Source organism: Dyella sp. EPa41 (genome assembly GCF_016586165.1).
In the GTDB taxonomy this organism is placed as follows: domain Bacteria; phylum Pseudomonadota; class Gammaproteobacteria; order Xanthomonadales; family Rhodanobacteraceae; genus Dyella.
In genome coordinates this window covers 18,693-38,853 of record NZ_BCPR01000014.1, presented here as the reverse complement: position 1 = coordinate 38,853, position 20,161 = coordinate 18,693, and the positions used below count along the sequence as shown (strand labels likewise).

The following is a 20,161-nucleotide window of genomic DNA, read 5'->3' as shown; positions in this document are numbered from 1 at the left end:
TGCTCATCCGCAGGCCCGTCCCCAGCGCAGGAACGCCGCCGCGTTGCAGGCGTGTTCGTCGATGGCGGCGAGCACGGCTTCGAGCACGTCCTTGGTACCGGCGCTGCCGCCGATGTCGCGCGTGCGCGGACCGTGTTCGACCACGTCGGCCACGGCGGCTTCCACCGTGCTGGCTTCCTGTTCCAGGCCCAGCGAATGGCGCAGCAGCATCGCGGCGGAAAGGATGGCGCCCACCGGATTGGCCACGCCCTGGCCGGCGATGTCCGGCGCGGAACCGTGGATCGGCTCATACAGGCCGGCCTTGCCTTCTCCGAGCGAAGCGGACGGCAGCAGGCCCAGCGAACCGGCCAATGCCGCGGCTTCGTCGGTGAGGATGTCGCCGAACAGGTTCTCGGTAACCACCACGTCGTACTTGCCCGGCTGGGTGAGCAACAGCATCGCCATGGAGTCGACCAGCTGGTGTTCCAGCTTCACGTCGGGGAATTCGGCGGCGATGCGAGTCACCGTGCTGCGCCACAGGCGCGAGGTTTCCAGCACGTTGGCCTTGTCCACCGAGGTGACGTGCTTGCGGCGCTCGCGCGCGAGCTGGAAGGCGCGGCGCGTCACGCGTTCCACTTCGGCCACGGTGTACTTGCACTCGTCGGTGGCGGTATCGATGGTGCGCGTCTTGGCGCCGAAATACGCGCCGCCGGTGAGTTCGCGCACGAACAGCACGTCGACGTTCTTGAGCTTCTCGTTCTTCAGCGGCGACAGCGAGGCCAGCGCCGGATGCACCTGCAAGGGGCGCAGATTGGCGTACACGCCCAGCGCGGCACGCAGCGCCAGCAGGCCCTGCTCGGGACGCACCGGCGCATTGGGGTCGGACCACTTCGGTCCGCCCACCGCGCCGAGCAGCACGGCATCGGCGGCCTTGCAGGCGTCCAGCGACGCGGCCGGCAGCGGTTCGCCGGTGGCATCGATGGCGCAGCCGCCGATCAGCTGTTCCTCGAAATGGAAGTGATGGTCGAAATGCGCGGCGACCGCGTCGAGCACGGCGACCGCGGCGGCCGTGACTTCGGGGCCGACGCCATCGCCGGGCAGGGTGACGATTTGCGCTCTCATGCGTTAACTCCGGCTGATGCTGATCGAAGCGTGTCTTGTGGAGGAGTGCGGCCGTGGATGGCCGCTTCTTCACCTTCGCGTTCACGAATGAACGCATCGATGAGGTCACTGTGTTGCTGCAGGTAACCCAGCTGGTCGACGCCGTTGAGCAGGCAGTGGCGTGCGAACGGTTCGAGCTGGAAGCGGATGTGGCCGCCATCGGGCAGCGCGATGACCTGCTCGCGCACGTCGATGGTCAGTTCGATGCCGGGGTTGGCGAGCAGCCAGCGATGCTCGGCTTCGTCGAGGACGATGGCGAGCAGGCCGTTCTTCAGCGCGTTGTTGCGGAAGATGTCCGCAATCTCGCTGCACAGCACGGCGTGGATGCCGTAGTCCAGCAATGCCCACGGCGCATGCTCGCGCGAGGAACCGCAACCGAAGTTGCGGCCGGCGACGAGGATGGCGCAGCCCTTCGCCTTCGGCTGGTTCAGGGGAAACGCCGGGTTGTCGCTGCCGTCGGCCTGGTAGCGCCAGTCGTTGAAGCACAGCTTGCCCAGGCCCGCGCGCTCGGTGGTGGTGAGGAAGCGCGCCGGGATGATGCGGTCGGTGTCGATGTTTTCGTCCGGCAGGACGGCGGTGCGGGAGTGGAGACGGGTGACGGGGCGCATTAGAAAACCTCCGAGGGGCAAAGTCCCTGCTCCCCTCCGGGGAGAAGGTGCCCCGAAGGGGCGGATGAGGGGCGGGTGCTCGCGACGGCGCTGAACGAAGCGCGCTCTTGGGAAGCGGTGAGGCAAGATCGGCCCCTCACCCCAACCCTCTCCCCGGAGGGGAGAGGGAGCAAACGGCGTGCGCTCATGCCGCCACCTCCGCCACGTACTCACGCGGATCGGCAATACGCCCCGCGACAGCGGACGCAGCGGCCGTCGCCGGGCTCGCCAGCACCGTGCGTGCGCCCTTGCCCTGGCGGCCTTCGAAATTGCGGTTGGACGTGCTGACCACCAGCTGCCCCGGCTGCGCCAGGTCACCGTTCATGGCGATGCACATCGAGCAGCCCGGCACGCGCCACTCGGCGCCGGCGGCGGTGAACACGTGGTGCAGGCCCTCGTTTTCGGCGTCGCGGCGCACCGCTTCGGAGCCCGGCACCACCAGCATGCGCACGCCGTCGGCGACGCGGCGGCCGCGCAGCACCTGCGCCGCTTCGCGCAGGTCGGACAGGCGCGAGTTGGTGCAGCTGCCGACGAACACCACGTCCACCGGCGTGCCCTGCATCGGTTTGCCGGCTTCGGCCTTCATGTAGTCGAGCGCGCGCTTCTCCACCGCGTTGCGCGCGGCGGGCACGGGCTTGTCCATGGCGATCGCCATGCCAGGATGCGTGCCGTAGGTGACGGTGGGTCGTACCTTGCTGGCGTCAATATGCACTTCGCGGTCGTAGGCGGCGCCGGCATCGGTGCGCAGCGAACGCCAGCGCGTCACGGCCGCGTCCCACGCGGCGCCCTGCGGCGCGCGCGGACGGCCCTTCAGCCAGGCGAAGGTGGTCTCGTCCGGCGCGATCAGGCCGGCGCGTGCGCCTGCCTCGATCGACATGTTGCACACCGTCATACGCTCTTCCATCGACAGCGCCTCGATGGCGTCGCCGCGATACTCGATGACGTAGCCGGTGCCGCCGTCCACGCCGATCTCGCCGATGATGTGCAGGATCAGGTCCTTGGCGCCCACGCCAGCCGGCAGCTTGCCGTCGACGTGGATGGCCAGCGTCTTCGGCTTGCGCTGCAGCAGGCACTGGGTCGCCATCACGTGGCCGACTTCGGTGGTGCCGATGCCGAACGCCAGCGCACCGAAGGCGCCGTGCGTGGAGGTGTGGCTGTCGCCGCACACGATGGTCATGCCCGGCTGCGTCGCGCCCAGCTCGGGGCCGATCACGTGCACGATGCCGCGGTCGGCGCTGTCCCAGCCATGCAGCTCGACGCCGAACTCGCGGCAGTTGGTTTCCAGCTGCGCGACCTGCGCCTTCGCTTCGGCGTTCGCATACGGACGCTCGCCGGTCGCGTCGGCGGGCAGGGTGGGCGTGGAGTGGTCCAGCGTGGCCAGTGTTTGATCCGGACGACGCAGCTTGAGGCCGCGCCCGCGCAGTTCGCTGAAGGCCTGCGGCGAAGTCACTTCATGCACCAGGTGCAGGTCGATGTAGAGGATCGCCGGCGTGTCGGTGCTTTCCGGGGCGACGACGTGCGCGTCCCACACTTTCTCGAAGAGGGTCCTGGCGGTCATGCCACTGCCCCCATCGAAGCCGGCTGTTGGTGGGGGGCGCGGCCATGGATGGACGCCTTTGGATCTTCGTGGTCAGGGATGACCACATCGGAAACGGGCGTCAACCAACCCCACTTATCCGTGGTCGTGCCGTCGAACAGGCCGAAGAAGGCTTTCTGCAGCGCGCGCGTCACGTCGCCGGGACGCCCCGCGCCGACCTGCTTGCGATCCACGGAACGCACCGGCGTGATCTCGGCCGCGGTGCCGGTCATGAAGATCTCGTCGGCGGTGTACAGCGCCTCGCGCGGCAGGTCACGTTCTTCCACCACGATGCCCAGCTCGCCGGCCAGCGTGATCACCGACTCGCGCGTGATGCCGGCGAGGATGCCTGCGCTGGTGGGCGGGGTGAGCAGCTTGCCGTTCTTCACCAGGAACAGGTTCTCGCCGGCGCCTTCGCTCAGCAGGCCGTTGTGGCCCAGTGCGATGCCCTCGGCATAACCGCCGCGACGCGCTTCGAGTGCGATCAGCTGGCTGGAGAGGTAATTGCCGCCGGCCTTGGCCCAGCTCGGAATGGTGTTCGGCGCGGGACGATGCCACGACGACACGCACACGTCGGCGCCATGCTCGATCGCCTCGCCCAGGTAGGCACCCCATTCCAGCGCCATGATCGCCACGTCCACCGGCGAATCGCCCTTGGGCAGCACGCCCAGGCCACCCGCGCCGCGGAACACGATGGGGCGCACGTAGGCGGACTTCATGCGGTTCGCGCGAATCACTTCGTGACAGGCGGCGTTGATCTCTTCTTCGCTGAAACCGATCTCGATCTCATACACCTTGGCCGATTCGAACAGGCGGCGCGTGTGGTCGGTGAGGCGGAAGTAGGCCGGCCCCTGCGGCGTGGCGTAGACGCGCTCGCCCTCGAAGACCGAGGAGCCGTAGTGCAGGGCGTGGGTGCTGACGTGGACGGTGGCCTCGGTCCAGGGTTTGATCTGGCCGTTGTGCCAGAGGAATGGCGTGGTCATGGCGTGCTCTCCTTTTGCGCGCGTCCCTTCGCGCGAAGGTCAAGAAGCGACCATCCCTGGCCGCGCTCTTCAATGGAAGCCTCGTGACGAGGAGGGGCTTGTCGTTCGATGCGATTGACGATGGCGAGTGCCGCATGCGCCGTCGCTTCGATGATGTCGGTGCTGACGCCGTCGCCGCGCCAGTCGCGGTCGGCGTGGCGTGCGGTGAGCTGGGCGTGGCCTTGCGCGTCGCCGCCTTCGCTCACGGCGCGCACCTGGAACTGGGTGACGTCGAGCGTGGTGCCGGTGGCGCGCTCGATGGCGCGCAGCACGGCGTCGACCGGGCCGTCGCCGATGGCGGCTTCGCCCACCTCGTGGCCGTTGTCGTGGGTGAGCCTGACCGACGCCGACGCGCTGCCGCCCAGGTGCGAGTTGGTGTTGAGCTGCGCGATGCGCCACGGGCCGGTTGCTTCGGGGTCCATGCCCAGCGCGATCGCTTCCAGGTCTTCGTCGTGCACTTCGCGCTTCTTGTCGGCCAGCGCCTTGAAGCGCATGAAGACGCCATCCATCGCGGCTTCGTCGACGTCGTGGCCCATGCTCTGCAGGCGCTGGCGCAACGCATGGCGGCCCGAGTGCTTGCCCAGCACCAGCTTGGTATCACCCATGCCCACGTCCTGCGGACGCATGATTTCGTAGGTGCCGCGATGCTTGAGCATGCCGTGCTGGTGGATGCCGGACTCGTGCGCGAACGCGTTGTCGCCGACCACGGCCTTGTTGCGCGCCACGGCCTGGCCGGTCAGCTGGGTCAACAGGCGCGAGGTGGGGTAGAGCTTGCGCGCGTCGATGCCGGTATCGACGCCGAAGTAGGCGCCGCGCACGCGCAACGCCATCACCACTTCCTCCATCGATGCATTGCCGGCGCGTTCGCCGATGCCGTTGATGGTGCATTCCACCTGGCGCGCGCCGGCGCCGACGCCCGCCAGGCTGTTGGCCACGGCCATGCCGAGGTCGTCGTGGCAATGCGTGGAAAAGACCACCTGCTCCGCGCCGCGCACATGCTTGCGCAGGTAGGCGATGCGTTCGGCCATCTCCACCGGCGTGGTGTAGCCCACCGTATCGGGCACGTTGACGGTGGTGGCGCCGGCGGCAACCGCGGCGCTGAACACGTCGACCAGGTATTCCGGCTCGGTGCGCATCGCGTCCTCGGCCGAGAACTCCACCTCGTGGCACAGCTGCCTGGCCCGCTCGATGGCGGCGCAGGCCGTGTCGATCACCTGCTGCTTGCTCATGTTGAGCTTGTGCTCGCGATGCAGCGGGCTGGTGGACAGGAACAGGTGGATGCGCGCATGGCGCGCGGCTTCCAGTGCGCGGCCGCAGGTGTCGATGTCGCCGTCGTGGCAGCGCGCCAGGCCGGCCACGGTGGGGCCGCGCAGCACGCGGGCAATCTCCGCCACCGAGGCGAAATCGTCGGGCGACGCGCTGGGGAAACCCGCCTCGAGGATGTCCACGCCAAGCGCTTCGAGCGCATGCGCCATGCGGAGCTTGGCTCGGCGGTCCATCGAAAAGCCGGGCGCCTGCTCGCCATCGCGCAGGGTGGTGTCGAAGATGCGCACGCGCTCGGCGGCGACAAAGCCCACGTCGCTGCTCTCGTTGCTGGTTGTCTCAGGGGTCATCGTCTGGTTCCGCCGGCACGCGCCGTTGGGCAACAAAAAACCCCGCATCCGTTACCGGGTGCGGGGTTTGTTGGTGGTATCTAGGTTAGTTCTGCTTTACCTGGACACACGCCCTCAGCCCGCACCTCCGTTGGTAATAAGGAGTACGAGTACAAGGGCAAGAAGGAGGTTGTTGCGAAGGCGCAGCGCGCCGTCGATGGTCGGGGGACCAATCGGTTCGGCAATGCGATCGTGGCTGTTGCGCTGCGACATGCAACCGACCCTAATGGGCCGTCCAACGGGTTGTCAACAGTTTCTTTTGAAAATTTCGTGATCGCGTGCCGCGGTCGACATTCGGACGTCCAGATGGCTGAACGCCCCGCGCGCGTGTCGCACGCGCGCGAGGCGCATCGCGATCAACGACGTGCGGCGAGTTGGCCTAGATAGAGCGAAAGCGCATGCTGCAGCTGGTTTTGCGCGGCTTTTCGCAGTGTCGCCGGTTGTTCGCCGTCCAGCGCGACGGCTGCCTTCATCAACTGCTGCACCACCATCGCGGCGGGGCGAAGATCGCCCGCGGGGAGGCCGGGCGCGTGGATCGCAAGGATCTGGCTGAGGTAATCGCGCATGCGCTGGCGAATGGTGCGACCCAGCATGGAGGGCAGGGAGCCGGCGACCTCCACCAGGGCGACGAAGGCCGGGTGCCGTTTCCGGTAGTCGGCGAAGGCCCGCAGCAGATGGTCCGCCAGTTCCTCCGTCGTCCAGTCCGGCGTCTGGGCGAGCAGGCGCTCCATGTGCTCGTTCAGCCCGTTCGCGTGCCCGGTGATCAGCGCTTCGGCCACCGATTCCTTGGTCGGGAAGAACTGGTAGAGCGAGCCGATGGAGGCGCCGGCCCGCGCCGCGATCTCGGTCATCGTGGTGGCGTCGTAGCCTTTTTCGACGAAGCAGTCCGAGGCGGCGGCCAGCAGGGCCGCCACGCGCTCGTGGCCACGGCGGCGACTGGGCGCGCGGCCCGCCTGGCTTGTATTTTGTGAGGCCATCCTCATAAACTCCAATGTGAGGCTACCCTCACATATTAGCCTTTCTGGCAGGACCCGTGGCGCGGCGTGAACACGGCCTATTCTACTCGGATACCTGCCCGTTACCCTGCATATCGCCGGAGTTACCCTTGGAAACCCTCGACCCCCGCACCACCGCGCTCGTCCTCATCGACCTGCAAAAAGGCATCGCCGCATTCGCCGGCGGCCCGCACACCAGCGCCGACGTCAATGCCCGCGCCGGTCGCCTTGCCGCCCGCTTCCGCGAGCTCAAGGCGCCGGTGGTGCTGGTGCGCGTGGGTTGGTCGGCCGACGGCGGCGACATGCTGCATCCGCTGGCCGACGAGGCCCCGCGCAACATGACCCTGCCCGCCAACTGGTGGGAGTACGCCGACGAGCTTCAGGCGGGCCAAGGCGACATCCACATCAACAAGCGCCAGTGGGGCGCGTTCTACGGTACCGAACTGGAACTGCAGCTGCGCCGCCGCGGCATCACGCAGATCGTGCTGGGTGGCGTATCCACCAACATCGGCGTGGAATCCACCGCGCGCCATGCCTTCGAGCTGGGCTTCAACCAGGTATTGGTGGAAGACGCCATGAGCTCGTCCCATGCCGACCATCACCGCTTCGCGGTGGCGAACATTTTCCCGCGCCTGGGACGCGTGCGTTCCACCGAGCAGGTGCTGGCCATGCTGGCCTGAAGCCCCGCCGCTTGGTTACCCTCGCCCGACCCATCCGGTCGAGGGAACAGGCATGAAGGTGAAGGTCGCTTTGGCGTTTGCGGGGTTGTCGTGCGCGATGGCATCGTCCGCGGCGACCGCCGATGGCGCATTTTCCGCGCGCCACGTGCAGGTGGACGGCCGCGATGTCGCCTATCAGGTGTTCGTGCCCAGGCACTGGTCGGCGGATCGCGAGTGGCCGGTGGTGCTGTTCCTGCACGGCAGCGGCGAGCGAGGCAGCGACAACCGGTTGCAGCTCAAGCAGGGCCTGCCGCCATGGTTGAAGACGCATGGCGACGATTTCCCGGCCGTGGTGGTCGCGCCGCAGGCACCCGACGACACCATCTGGGATGGCGCGCAGGAACAGGCGGCGCTCGCGGCCATGGAAGACAGCATCAAGGCCTATCACGGCGATCGCTCCCGCCTGTATGTCACCGGCCTCTCGATGGGCGGTTACGGCGCATGGCAGTTCGCGGTGGATCATCCTGGCCTGTTCGCCGCCGCCGCGGTGATCTGCGGGGCGATCCGCGCGCCTGAGGACATGCCCGAACTCGTCGTGCATGGGACGCCGCGGGACGCCAACCCGTACCAGTGGGTGGCCGAGCACGTGAAGCCGATGCCGGTGTGGATCTTCCATGGCGAAGTGGATGACCAGGTGCCGCCCAGCGAGGCGCGCAACATGTACGCCGCGCTGCTGAAGGCGGGTGACGAGGTTCGCTATACGCAGTTTCCGGGCGTGAACCATGGTTCCTGGGTGCCGGCCTACGCCACCGCCGAGTTGTGGCCGTGGATGTTCTCCCATCGCGTTGCCCATTGACGCGACGACACCGGCAAAACCACGGCGCGGCCACAATCATGGCCGCCACCTAAATCGCTTTTGTTGCGGTGCGTTCACCGCCGTGTAGAGGGCGTTATGGCGGCGTTACGCGGCCCTTGTCGGTCGCGGCCGTCATCGTGCGCCGGGTGAATTATTGCGCCGCAGCGAAAGATGTCGTCGCGGCGTCTTTACAAGGTTTCATGAAAACGTTTACGTTGGCGCCGCCGTGACCCCTGGTCACCCTCAAAGCCGGCACCGTGACGACCAAGAAAGCGACCATCAAAGATGTAGCGCGTGAGGCCAAGGTGTCGGTGGCTTCCGTGTCGCGCGCATTGAACGGGCAGGGCGGCGTCACCGCCGAAACACTCGAACGCATCCGCGTCGCGGCCAAGCACCTGCATTACGTGCCCGACAACGCGGCACGCAGCCTTATCACCGGGCGCACCCACACCATCGGCGCGCTGCTCCCAGACTTGTATGGCGAGTTCTTCTCCGAGCTGATCCGCGGTATCGACTTGGCGGCGCATGCCCAGGGATTGCACCTGCTGGTGTCCAGCTCGCATGGCGGCATGGAGGATGCCGCCGCCGTCGTGCGCACCATGCGCGGGCGCGTGGACGGCATGATCATCCTTTCGCAGTACGTCGATGCCGACTTCCTGGAGCAGAACCTTCCGATCGACTTGCCCGCCGTGCTGCTGGATAGTCCGGTGGACAGTGCGCGCTTTCCGGTCATCCGCATCGACAACGTCGCTGGCGCGCACGCGATGGTGCAGCACTTGCTGGGCCACGGACATGCGTCAGTCGCCTTCATCGCCGGTCCCGCTGGCAACTTCGACGCGCAGCAGCGCGAAAAGGGCTATCGCCAGGCCATGGCCGAGCACAAGGGGCCGCTCAACATCGTGGCCGGCGACTTTACCGAGGAATCCGGCTATCGCGCCGGCCGCGAGCTGCTCGCGCAGGCCAAGCGGCCCCGCGCCGTGTTTGCCGCCAACGACATGATGGCGGTGGGCTGCCTGTACGCCTTCAAGGAAGCAGGTCTCACCGTGCCGGACGACATCGCGCTGGCCGGCTTCGACGACATCCTCATCGCGCGTTACGTCACGCCGCCCCTCAGCACGGTGGGCGTGAGCATTGCGGACCTGGGCAAGAGCGCGCTGCTCATGCTCACCGGACTCATGGATGGCAAGGGCCACGTCGCGGGCCCCCATGTACGCACGCTCGCCTGCGAAGTGGTCGTACGCGATTCGTGCGGGGCACATCAAACCAACGTTGTAACAAGACATTCCCCGGCGTTCATCTGAGCGCCGGCCTTAGTGGGAGGGGAGGACCATATGCATAACTACAGCCCAAGACGTAAACGTTTACTCACCGCTGCCATCGCGCTTGCCGTGGCATCCGCCATGCCTATCCTGTCATCGGCGCAGACCTCCGATGCCACCCTGCGCGGCAAGGGGCCGGCAGACACCGACGTGGTCGCCAAGAACGTCGCCACCGGTTCGGTCCGCCGCACGCATACCGACAAGGACGGCAGCTACGCGCTGGTCGGACTGTCCCCGGGCACGTACCAGGTCGACGCCGGCCCGGGCACCGAACGCACCGTCACCCTGCAGGTAGCCAGCGTCGCCACGCTGAACTTCGGCGCGGCGGCGGGTGGCACCAATCCAAATGCCACCACCCTCGCCGCCGTCAGCGTCACGGCCACCACGCTGCAGGAAGTGAAAACCTCGGAAGTGGGTACGCAGGTGTCGTTGCGTCAGATCGAAACCACGCCGGCTGCCTCACGCAACTTCCTTGAGTTCGCCGACACCGTGCCGGGCATGGTCTTCACGCGGGATGCCAACGGTAATACCAGCCTGCGTTCCGGCGCCCAGGCCACCAGCAACATCAACGTTTACATAGATGGCGTGGGCCAGAAGAACTACGTGCTGCCGGGCGGCATCACTGGCCAGAACGGTAGCCAGGGCAACCCGTTCCCGCAGCTGGCCATTGCCGAGTACAAGGTCATCACCTCCAACTACAAGGCAGAGTACGACCAGGTTTCCAGCGCGGCGGTGACGGCTGAAACCAAGTCGGGCACCAACGAATTCCACGGCAATGTCTTTGGCAGCTACACCAACACGACCATGCGCGCCGAAACGCCTTCCGAAGCTGCTGCCAACAAGAAGACGCCGTCCCACGAAAAGGACTACGGATTTGATTTCGGCGGCCCGATCCTCAAGGATCAGGCGCATTTCTACATCGCCTACGAAGGCAAGGAATTCGATAGCCCGATTACCGTCGTGCCGCAGGGGAACTCGGCGTTCTGGCCATTGCTGCCGGCGAGCGTGCAGAGCCAGTTCGGCCCGGCCAACCTGCCATTCAAGGAAAACGACTGGTTTGGCAAGGTGGACTGGGAGCCCACCGATCGTGACCGCATCGAGGTGAGTGCCAAGTACCGTGACGAGACCCAGATCAGTGGCGTCGGCGGTGCCAATACGGCCACGGCGGGCCTCAATACCAGCAACTACGACAAGCGCTTCGACATCCGCTGGGATCACAGCACCGACAGCTGGTTCAACCGCCTGCAGGCCACGTACGAAGATGCCTTCTACAACCCCTCGCCGGTCATCACGGGCGTGGGCGCCAACTACACGCCATACAACGACCAGAACTCGGTGCTGATCCAGACGGGCAACTCGCCGCTGGCCTTCCAGAACAAGGGACAGAAGGGTCCGTCGATTTCCGATGACCTCACCTTCAACGACCTGTCGTGGCACGGCGATCACGTCATCAAGATGGGCGTGAAGTTCAAGTCGGTGAAGCTGACCGCGCAGGATGCGGGCGACTCCAACGCGCTGTACACCTATGCCGTCGGCCCAACCGGCACCGAAAACATTCCATACAAGGTGCAGTTCGGTTCACCGGTGCCAGGGCAGAGCCCGGTGGCCACCAGTCGCGACCAGCAGTTCGGCACGTATATCCAGGATGACTGGCAGATCGACGATCACTGGACGCTCAACATGGGCGTCCGCTGGGATTACGAGAAGACCCCCTCGTACCTCGATTACGTGACGCCGGCTGACGTGGTCGCGGCCTTCAACATGCAGGACCCTAATGCGCCCGCCGGCCAGACATATGCGCAGACGCTTGCCAAGGGCGGCGTCAACATCAACGACTACATCAGCACAGGCAGCAACCGCAGCGCGCACAAGGGCCAGGTGCAGCCGCGCTTCGGTTTCTCCGATGATCTGTTTGGCGACGAGGCACACGTGATCTTCGGCGGCTGGGGCCGTGCCTACGATCGCAACCTGTACGAGTCGCTGCAGGTGGAAGAGACCAAGTCGGTGCTGTCGCAGCCTACGCTGTACTTCAACACACCGCTGGCGCCATGCACATCCAGTGCGACCTGCCTTGCATGGGACCCGAAGTACCTGAGCATTCCGAACCTGCAGGCACTGGTGGCAGGCACGTCGGCGGGCAAGGAGGTTGACATGATCAACAACAACCTCCGCACGCCGTACTCCGACCAGCTCAGCCTCGGCATGCGCAACAAGATCGGCGACTGGAATACCAGTGTCACGCTGGTGAGCATCAAGAGCCACGACGGCGTCGTGTATACGTTGGGCAACCGCTACCCGGACGGCAGCTTCTGGAAGAACGGCAGCCAGCCGTGGGGCAATGGCATTCCCGGCTTCGGCAGCTTGATCATCGGCAACAACGGCCTGACCACCAAGACCGACCAGATCCTTTTGTCGGCGGAAAAGCCCTATACGTCGGACTCGCATTGGGGTGCCACGATTGCGTATACCTATACCCACGCGCTGAAGAACAACGACAACAACGACCCTACCGACCAGTACGCCTTTGACTTCGAGAAGATCGCCAACTATCCGTATGTCACGGCACCGGGCATCTCCAAACATCGACTGGTGGCAACCGGCTCGCTCGATGGTCCATGGGGCTTTGTGCTTGGCGGCAAGCTGACCCTGGCGACGCCCGTTCCCGACGTGAACCTGGCGTGCTATGGCTTGCCGTCGTCGGGCATGGACAGCGGCGCGATCAACGGTGGTGGCTGCCAGGCCATTGCTTCAAGGCCACCGGGCACGGGCAAGTTCATCGTTGGCGGCAAGGTGTTCGGCTACCGCGACATCGACTTCCAGGCGACCAAGAACTTCAAGGTCTATGGCAACCTCAATGCCTATGTGCGCATCGACCTGATCAATGCATTCAACTGGCACAACTACAGCGACTACATCGAAACTTGGGGTGCCAACGGCGTGCTCACCAGGACACCGGTGATCTACAACCCGACGGGCAACATCACGGGTTATCCGCGGACCCTGAAGGTCTCTGCAGGCATCAACTTCTGATATCGCACCTCCCGGGCATCACTAGGATGGCCTTTCCCGGGCCCGCGCAAGCGGGCCTCTCTTTGAAGAGCTGAAAATGATGATCAAGCGAACGCTCCGAGCCGCACTTGCCGGCGCTTTCGTCCTTGCTTCCTCCTTCGCATATGCCGGACACGCGAAGGCAAGCAGCACCACGCAGACCTATGAAGCGCTGCCTGCAACGCAGCGCGCGATGGTCGAGGACCTGGAGAAGCGCACGTTCCAGTGGTTCTGGGACAGCGCCGATGCCAAGACCGGCCTGGTACCCGATCACTGGCCCGGCGACTCCTTCGCCAGCATCGCGTCGGTGGGTTTTGCGCTCACCGCTTATGGCGTGGGCGTGGAGCGCGGCTACATCACGCGCAAGCAGGCGGTCGAGCGCACGCTGGCCACGCTGCATTTCTTCCATGACGCCAGGCAGGGTGACGACGAAGACGACGTCTCCGGCTATCACGGCTTCTTCTACCACTTCCTCGACATGCAGACCGGCAAACGCCATGCACGCGGCGTCGAGCTGTCCAGCGTGGACACCACGCTGCTGCTCGGCGGCGTGTTGTTCGCGCAGTCGTACTTCGACCGCAACAACAAGGACGAAAAAGAGATCCGCCAGCTCGCCGACGCCATCTACCGCCGCGTCGACTGGACCTGGATGCAGCCGCGCTCGCCGCTGATCAGCATGGGCTGGACGCCGGGCGGCAAGTTCATCCCGGCCGACTGGAAGGGCTACAACGAGGGCATGCTGGTCTACGTGCTGGCGCTGGGCTCGCCCACGCACCCGGTGGCCGATGATGCCTGGGCGGCCTGGACGAAGAGCTACCCGCAGAACTGGGGTGAATACCAGGGCCGCACGTTCCTCAATTTCGCGCCGCTGTTCGGCCACCAGTACAGCCACGCGTGGATCGACTTCCGCGGCATCCGCGACGCGTGGAGCCGCGAGCACGACACCGACTACGCGCAGAACAGCCGCCAGGCCACCTACGCGCAGCGTGCCTACGCCATCGCCAATCCGAATCATTGGACCGGCTATGGTGAAAACATCTGGGGCCTGACCGCGTGCAACGGCCCGGGTGATGCGGTGGTGAAGCGCAACGACGGCAGCACGCGCGCGTTCTACGGCTACACGGCGCGTGGCGCAGGCCTCGACTACGTCTCGGACGACGGCACCATCGCACCGACCGCCGCGGGCGGCTCCATCGCGTTCGCGCCCGAGATCGTCGTGCCCGCGCTGATGGAGATGAAGGCGCGCTACGGCGAGGCGATCTACACCAGGTACGGCTTCGTCGATGCATTCAATCCCAGCTACGATACCGGCATCGCGCCCAAGGAAGGCCGCGCCGTGCCTGGCATGGGCTGGGCCGACGACAAGCAGATCGGCATCGACCAGGGCCCCATCGTGCTGATGATCGAGAACTGGCGCAGTGGCTTCGTGTGGAACGTGATGCGCAAGAATCCGTATGTCCGCAAGGGTCTGGAACGTGCCGGGTTCACCGGCGGATGGCTGGAACAGAAACCACGCTGAGACATGTCTTCAACCACCCAACGCCGATCGAGCGGGATCCTGCATCGCCTGTGCGCGATGCTGCTCGGTGGCGTCGTGACGATCGCGGCCGGCTGCACCTCGCCCCATGAGGACGGCACGACGCTGACGTTCTGGACCATCGGCCGCGAAGGCGAGGCGGTGGTGAAGCTGTTGCCCGAATTCGAGCGCCTGCATCCGGGCGTGCAGGTGAAGGTGCAGCAGCTGCCGATGACGGCGGCGCACCAGAAGTTGCTCACGGCCTTTGCCGGCAGCTCCACGCCGGATCTCACCCAGCTGGGCAACACCTGGTTGCCCGAGTTCGCCGCGCTGAACGCACTGGAGCCGCTGCAGCCGCGGGTGGACCGCTCCACCGTGGTGAAGCAGGACGACTACTTCGCCAACATCTGGGCCACCAGTGTGATCGACGGCAGGCTGGTGGGCGTGCCGTGGTACGTGGACACGCGGCTCATCTTCTATCGGACCGACCTGCTGAAGGCGGCCGGTTTCGATACGCCGCCGCGTGACTGGGCCCAATGGCGCAAGGTGCTGGCCGCGCTCAGCAGGCCGCAGGACGGTGTCTACGGCATCCTGCTGCCCACGAACGAGTACGAGCAGCTGATGTCGCTCGCGCTGCAGCAGCCCGAGCCGATGCTGCGCGACGGCGGGCGCTACGGCAACTTCCGCAGCGAAGGTTTCAAGCGTGCGCTGGCGTTCTACGTGGATACCTTTCGCCTGCGCCAGGCGCCGCCGATCACCAATGTCGAGGCCGGCAACCCGTGGGACGAGTTCGGGCGCGGCGTGTACGCGTTCTACTTCTCGGGCCCCTGGAACATCGGCGAGTTCCGCAAGCGCCTGCCGGCGACCGAGCAGGATGACTGGGCCACGGCGCCGTTGCCCGGCCCTGATGGCGCCGGCGTCGGGGCGGCGGGTGGTTCCAGCCTGGTGATCTTTCGCCATTCCAGGCACAAGGACGAAGCGTGGGCGCTGATCGAATACCTCTCGCGCCCGGATGTGCAGCAACGCTTCTACGAGCTGCTCGGCGACATGCCTGCGCGGCGCAGCGCCTGGGATGGCGATGGCCTGCGCCATGATCCGAAGGTGCTGGCGTTCCGCGAGCAACTGGAACATGTGAAGCCGACGCCACCGGTGCCGGAGTGGGAGCAGATCGCCAACGAAATGCAGCTGGTCGCCGCACAGGCGGTGGCGGGCGCGCTGAGCATCGACGAGGCGGCCGCGGAGATGGATCGCCGTGCCGATCGCATTCTCGAGAAGCGGCGCTGGATCCTCGACCACGAACGTCACGGCACCGGGGCCGCGCCATGAATCCGCAACGCGCCGCCTGGTGGTTCCTGGCGCCCGCGCTGCTGGTGCTGGGCGTATTTTTCCTGCTGCCGGTGATCGCGGCCCTTGGGTTGAGCCTCACCGACTACGACCTCTACGCGCTGGCCGACATCCGTCATCTTCGCTTCGTCGCCCTGGGCAACTATTGGGACCTGCTGCACCAGCCGGCGTTCTGGTCGGCGCTGGGCCACACGTTCTACTTCGTGCTGGCCGGCGTGCCGCTCTCGATCATGGTGTCGCTCGGCGCGGCGCTGCTGCTCAACTCGCCATTGGCGCGCTGCAAGCCGTTCTTCCGCACGGCGCTGTTCGCGCCGGTGGTGACCACGGTGGCCGCGGTGGCGCTGGTGTGGCGGTACATCTTCAACACCAAATACGGCATGGCGAACTATGTGCTGGGCGCGGTCGGCATCCATCCGGTGGACTGGCTGGGCGATCCGCACTGGGCCATGCCCACCATCATCCTGTTCGCGGTGTGGAAGAACTTCGGCTACAACATGATCATCTTTCTCGCCGGCCTGCAGGCGATCCCGGGCGATCTCTACGAAGCGGCGCGCATCGATGGCGCCTCGCCGCTGCAGCAGTTCCGCCATATCACGCTGCCGATGCTCGCGCCGACGCTGTTGATGGTGAGCATCCTCACCGTTTCCGGCTATTTCCAGCTGTTCGCCGAGCCCTACGTGATGACCGAGGGCGGCCCGTTGCAGAGCACCACCAGCGTGCTGTACCTGATGTACAACGAAGGCTTCAAATGGTGGAACTTCGGCACCGCGTCGGCGGTGGCGTTCCTGCTGTTCGTCATCATGTTCGCCGTCACCGCGCTGATGCTGCGCGTGGCGCGCCGCGGGGCGGCGGCATGAGCCCGCGCATCGCCAAGGCCCTCATCAACGGGCTGCTGATCGGTGGCGCCGTGGTCGCGCTGTTTCCGCTGCTGTGGATGCTGTCGGTGTCGTTCATGCGTCCCGGCGAGGCGGGCGCGCTGCCGCCGCCGCTGCTGCCGGCGCATGCCGGTTGGCAGAACTATGAGGAACTGTTCGTTCGGGCCGGCATGGGGCGCTATCTGCTGAACAGCCTGGCGATCTCCGTGGCGATCACCGTGCTTTCGCTCGCCTGCAACGTGATGGCGGGCTACGCCTTCGCCAAATTGCGCTTCCATGGCCGGGAGCGCCTGTTCCAGGGCCTGCTCGGCATGCTGGTGATTCCCGCGCAGGTGGCGATGCTGCCGCTGTTCCTGATGCTGAAGTACATCGGCCTGGTGAACAGCTATGCGGCGGTGATCGTGCCGGCGATGGCCACGGCCTTCGGCATCTTCCTGGTCCGCCAGTACGCGCGAGGCATCCCGGACGAACTGATGGAAGCGGCGCGCATCGACGGCGCGGGCGAGCTTCGCATCTTCACGCAGATCGTGCTGCCGCTGCTCAAGCCCATCATGGTGACGCTGGCGATCTACACCTTCCTCACCGCGTGGAACGACTTCATGTGGCCGCTGATCGCGCTCACCGGCCAGGAGCACTACACCCTGCCGATCGGCCTCGCTTCGCTGGCGCGCGAGCACGCGCAGGACAGCGAGCTGATGATGGCGGGCTCGGTGGTGACGGTGGTTCCGGTGCTGGCGTTGTTCCTCGCCATGCAGCGCTACTACATCGAAGGCCTGCTGCTCGGCAGCGTGAAAGGCTGACCTTCCTCAGACGATACGGGTGCCGCCGCTCGGTTCGAACACATGCAGACGATCGTGAGCCAACGCGAAGTGCATGACGGCGCCGGCTTCGGGCAGGGCGCCGGGCGCCACGCGCGATACCAGCGACTGCGATCCGTGGCGCAGGTTGAGGAAGATCTCGTTGCCCACCGGTTCGGGCACGTCGAGCACCGCGCTCAAGGCGGCATGGTCGGCGCCGGTCAGCCGGAGATCCTCGGGACGCACGCCGAGCACGACCTCGCGATCGATCCACGGCAGCAACTCATGGCTTTGCGCCGCCAGTTCGCCGAGCGGCACCGTGCCCTCGGGCATATCCAGCGACCAGCCGCGCCGGTGGCGAAGCGTGCCGTGCAACAGGTTCATCGCCGGCGAACCGAGGAAGCCGGCCACGAACAGGTTGGCGGGCTTCTCGTACAGGCGCATCGGTGTGTCGATCTGCTGGATCTGCCCGCCGTTGAGCACCACGATGCGCTGCCCCAGCGTCATGGCTTCGACCTGGTCGTGCGTCACATAGATGGTGGTGGTGCCGAGCTGCCGATGCAGTCGCGCGATCTCCACGCGCATCGACAGTCGCAGCTTCGCGTCGAGATTGGACAGCGGCTCGTCGAGCAGGAATACCTTCGGCTCGCGCACCAGCGCGCGCCCAAGCGCCACGCGCTGGCGCTGTCCACCGGAAAGCGCGGCGGGCAGGGCATCGAGACGATGCTCCAGCTCCAGCAGCCTTGCCGCGTCGCGCACGCGCGCATCGATCTCGGCTTTGGGCTTGCCGCGCAGGCGCAGGCCGAACGCCATGTTCTGCGCCACCGTCATGTGCGGATACAGCGCGTAGTTCTGGAACACCATCGCGATGTCGCGATCCTTGGGCGACACGTCGTTGACCACGCGTCCGCCGATGCTCAGCGTGCCCGAGGACATCGACTCCAGGCCCGCGATCATGCGCAGCAGCGTGGTCTTGCCGCAGCCGGAAGGACCCACCAGTACCAGCAGTTCGCCGTCGGCGATCTCGAACGTCGCCTCGTCGACACCGACATGTCCGTTGGGATAGACCTTGCGCAACCGATCCAGCGTCACCGTTGCCATCGACCTTGCGTCACTCCCCTGTCCGGACCGCGGGCGGCCACTGCATGTTTAGGCGAAAAGACCCGTGCACATTCGGGCCGCGCTCCGTTATTCTCGCCATGTAAACGTTTTCATCAAGCCGCACTGCGGCATAAGGAATTGCCTCCATCATGACGCACAGCTATCGCTTCCCGGCCGATTTCCATTGGGGCGCCGCGACCTCGGCTTATCAGATCGAGGGATCACCCCTGGCCGATGGTGCGGGCCCGAGCATCTGGGAGCGTTTCGCGCATACGCCGGGCATGATGGCCAACGGTGACACGGGCGATGTCGCATGCGACCACTACCGTCGCTACAAGGACGACGTGCAGCTGATGCGCGCGCTCGGCCTGCAGGGCTATCGCTTCAGCATCGCGTGGGCACGCGTGCTGCCGGAAGGCGCCGGTCGCATCAACCAGAAGGGTTTGGACTTCTATTCGCGGCTGGTCGACGAGTTGCTGCAGAACGGCATCGAGCCGAATGTCACGCTGTTCCATTGGGATCTCCCGGCCGCGCTGGATGATCGCGGCGGCTGGTTGAACCGCGACATCGCGAACTGGTTCGCCGAGTACGCCAGCGTGGTGTACAAGGCGCTGGACGATCGCGTGAAGCGCTGGTCCACGCTCAATGAGCCATGGGTGGTGACCGACGGCGGCTACCTGCATGGTGCGCTGGCCCCCGGCCATCGCAGCCTGTACGAAGCACCGATCGCCGCGCACAACCTGATGCGCGCCAGCGGCGCGGGTATCCAGGCGTATCGCGCCATCGGCAAGCACGAGATCGGCGTGGTGTTCAACATCGAGCCGAAGTATCCCGCGTCCGGCAGCCCGGACGACCTGGCCGCGACGCGCCGCGCGCAGGCCTACATGAACGAGCAGTTCGCCGATCCGGCGCTGCTGGGCAGCTACCCGCCGGAACTGAAGGACGTATTCGGGCCGGCATGGCCGGATTTCCCCGAGGATGACTTCAAGCTCACGCGGCAGCCCGTGGACTTCGTGGGCATCAACTACTACACGCGGGCGGTGGTGAGGAACGATCCCAACCACTATCCGCTGCGCGCGGCGCCGGTACGCCAGCCCAACAAGACGTACACGGAAACCGGTTGGGAGGTGTACGAGCAAGGCCTCACCGACACGCTCACCTGGTTCAAGCAGCGCTACGGCGACATCCCGCTGTACATCACCGAGAACGGCTCGGCGTTCTACGATCCGCCGGTGGCCGAAGGCGATGTACTGGATGACCCGTTGCGCACCAACTACCTGCGCAAGCACCTCAAGGCGATCCATCGGGCGATCGAAGCCGGCGTGAACCTCAAGGGCTACTACGCGTGGTCGCTGATGGACAACCTGGAGTGGTCGCTGGGCTTCTCCAAGCGCTTTGGTCTCTATCACGTGGATTTCGCCACGCAGAAGCGCACGCCCAAGGCCACGGCGAAGTTCTATGCCAAGGTCATCGAGACGAACGGGGCGGTGCTGGACGAGTGAGGTCTTGCGCCTGTTTTGACCGTTGTGGGAGCGCACCTTGTGCGCGACCGCGGAGTCACGACGTTACCGCTCCGGTGGTTTGTCGCGCACAGGGTGCGCTCCCACACAGATA

Annotated in this window: 16 protein-coding genes; 9 read left to right on the top strand and 7 right to left on the bottom strand. The window is 65.9% G+C overall.

The window, feature by feature from the left end; translation table 11 throughout:
• Positions 1-3 precede the first annotated feature (3 nt).
• The 6 genes from leuB to JMF82_RS06780 all read right to left on the bottom strand — a co-directional run bounded on the left by leuB (position 4) and on the right by JMF82_RS06780 (position 7,014).
• Positions 4-1,101 carry a 3-isopropylmalate dehydrogenase gene (gene leuB / locus JMF82_RS06805; RefSeq protein ID WP_201313773.1) on the bottom strand — a complete coding sequence of 366 codons (1,098 nt, stop codon included), beginning with the start codon at positions 1,099-1,101 and terminating at the stop codon, positions 4-6.
• Positions 1,098-1,748, bottom strand: a complete 651-nt coding sequence (gene leuD, locus JMF82_RS06800; protein WP_236585337.1) for a 3-isopropylmalate dehydratase small subunit — start codon at positions 1,746-1,748, stop codon at positions 1,098-1,100. Before leuD ends, leuB begins: the two co-directional genes overlap by 4 nt.
• 184 nt (positions 1,749-1,932) lie before the next feature.
• On the bottom strand, positions 1,933-3,345 hold the full coding sequence (gene leuC, locus JMF82_RS06795) for a 3-isopropylmalate dehydratase large subunit (RefSeq protein WP_201313772.1): 1,413 nt from the start codon (positions 3,343-3,345) through the stop codon (positions 1,933-1,935).
• Entirely contained in the window at positions 3,342-4,346 is a 1,005-nt protein-coding gene (locus JMF82_RS06790; RefSeq protein ID WP_201313771.1) for a branched-chain amino acid transaminase, read from the bottom strand. The genes leuC and JMF82_RS06790 overlap by 4 nt, the downstream gene beginning before the upstream one ends.
• Positions 4,343-5,998 carry a 2-isopropylmalate synthase gene (locus JMF82_RS06785; protein ID WP_201313770.1) on the bottom strand — a complete coding sequence of 552 codons (1,656 nt, stop codon included), beginning with the start codon at positions 5,996-5,998 and terminating at the stop codon, positions 4,343-4,345. Before JMF82_RS06785 ends, JMF82_RS06790 begins: the two co-directional genes overlap by 4 nt.
• A 395-nt stretch (positions 5,999-6,393) precedes the next feature.
• The gene (locus JMF82_RS06780; RefSeq protein ID WP_201313769.1) at positions 6,394-7,014 is read right to left on the bottom strand and encodes a TetR/AcrR family transcriptional regulator; all 621 of its coding nucleotides are present in this window, start codon (positions 7,012-7,014) and stop codon (positions 6,394-6,396) included.
• Positions 7,015-7,142: 128 nt separating this feature from the next.
• On the opposite strand from JMF82_RS06780, the gene JMF82_RS06775 reads away from it, so the two are divergent.
• From JMF82_RS06775 to JMF82_RS06740, 8 genes are all read left to right on the top strand, one after another.
• Complete coding sequence (locus tag JMF82_RS06775) at positions 7,143-7,712, top strand: hydrolase (RefSeq protein WP_201313768.1); 570 nt, start codon at positions 7,143-7,145, stop codon at positions 7,710-7,712.
• 52 nt (positions 7,713-7,764) lie between these two features.
• Positions 7,765-8,547: a prolyl oligopeptidase family serine peptidase gene (locus JMF82_RS06770; protein WP_236585336.1), complete on the top strand. Its 783-nt coding sequence runs from the start codon at positions 7,765-7,767 to the stop codon at positions 8,545-8,547.
• A 257-nt stretch (positions 8,548-8,804) separates the two neighbouring features.
• Positions 8,805-9,848: a LacI family DNA-binding transcriptional regulator gene (locus tag JMF82_RS06765; RefSeq protein WP_201313767.1), complete on the top strand. Its 1,044-nt coding sequence runs from the start codon at positions 8,805-8,807 to the stop codon at positions 9,846-9,848.
• 99 nt (positions 9,849-9,947) lie between these two features.
• Positions 9,948-12,896, top strand: coding sequence for a TonB-dependent receptor (locus tag JMF82_RS06760; protein ID WP_236585335.1), 2,949 nt, complete (start codon positions 9,948-9,950; stop codon positions 12,894-12,896).
• A gap of 79 nt (positions 12,897-12,975) precedes the next feature.
• Entirely contained in the window at positions 12,976-14,433 is a 1,458-nt protein-coding gene (locus JMF82_RS06755) for a glucoamylase family protein (protein ID WP_201313811.1), read from the top strand.
• Between the two features lie 3 nt (positions 14,434-14,436).
• On the top strand, positions 14,437-15,756 hold the full coding sequence (locus tag JMF82_RS06750) for a sugar ABC transporter substrate-binding protein (protein WP_236585334.1): 1,320 nt from the start codon (positions 14,437-14,439) through the stop codon (positions 15,754-15,756).
• Positions 15,753-16,631, top strand: a complete 879-nt coding sequence (locus JMF82_RS06745) for a sugar ABC transporter permease (RefSeq protein ID WP_201313765.1) — start codon at positions 15,753-15,755, stop codon at positions 16,629-16,631. The genes JMF82_RS06750 and JMF82_RS06745 overlap by 4 nt, the downstream gene beginning before the upstream one ends.
• Positions 16,628-17,449: a carbohydrate ABC transporter permease gene (locus JMF82_RS06740; RefSeq protein ID WP_201313764.1), complete on the top strand. Its 822-nt coding sequence runs from the start codon at positions 16,628-16,630 to the stop codon at positions 17,447-17,449. Before JMF82_RS06745 ends, JMF82_RS06740 begins: the two co-directional genes overlap by 4 nt.
• Positions 17,450-17,455: 6 nt before the next feature.
• On the opposite strand, the gene ugpC is transcribed toward JMF82_RS06740, so the two are convergent.
• Complete coding sequence (ugpC, locus tag JMF82_RS06735) at positions 17,456-18,547, bottom strand: sn-glycerol-3-phosphate ABC transporter ATP-binding protein UgpC (protein ID WP_201313763.1); 1,092 nt, start codon at positions 18,545-18,547, stop codon at positions 17,456-17,458.
• 149 nt (positions 18,548-18,696) lie between these two features.
• On the opposite strand from ugpC, the gene JMF82_RS06730 reads away from it, so the two are divergent.
• Positions 18,697-20,049, top strand: coding sequence for a GH1 family beta-glucosidase (locus JMF82_RS06730; protein ID WP_201313762.1), 1,353 nt, complete (start codon positions 18,697-18,699; stop codon positions 20,047-20,049).
• Positions 20,050-20,161: the final 112 nt, after the last annotated feature.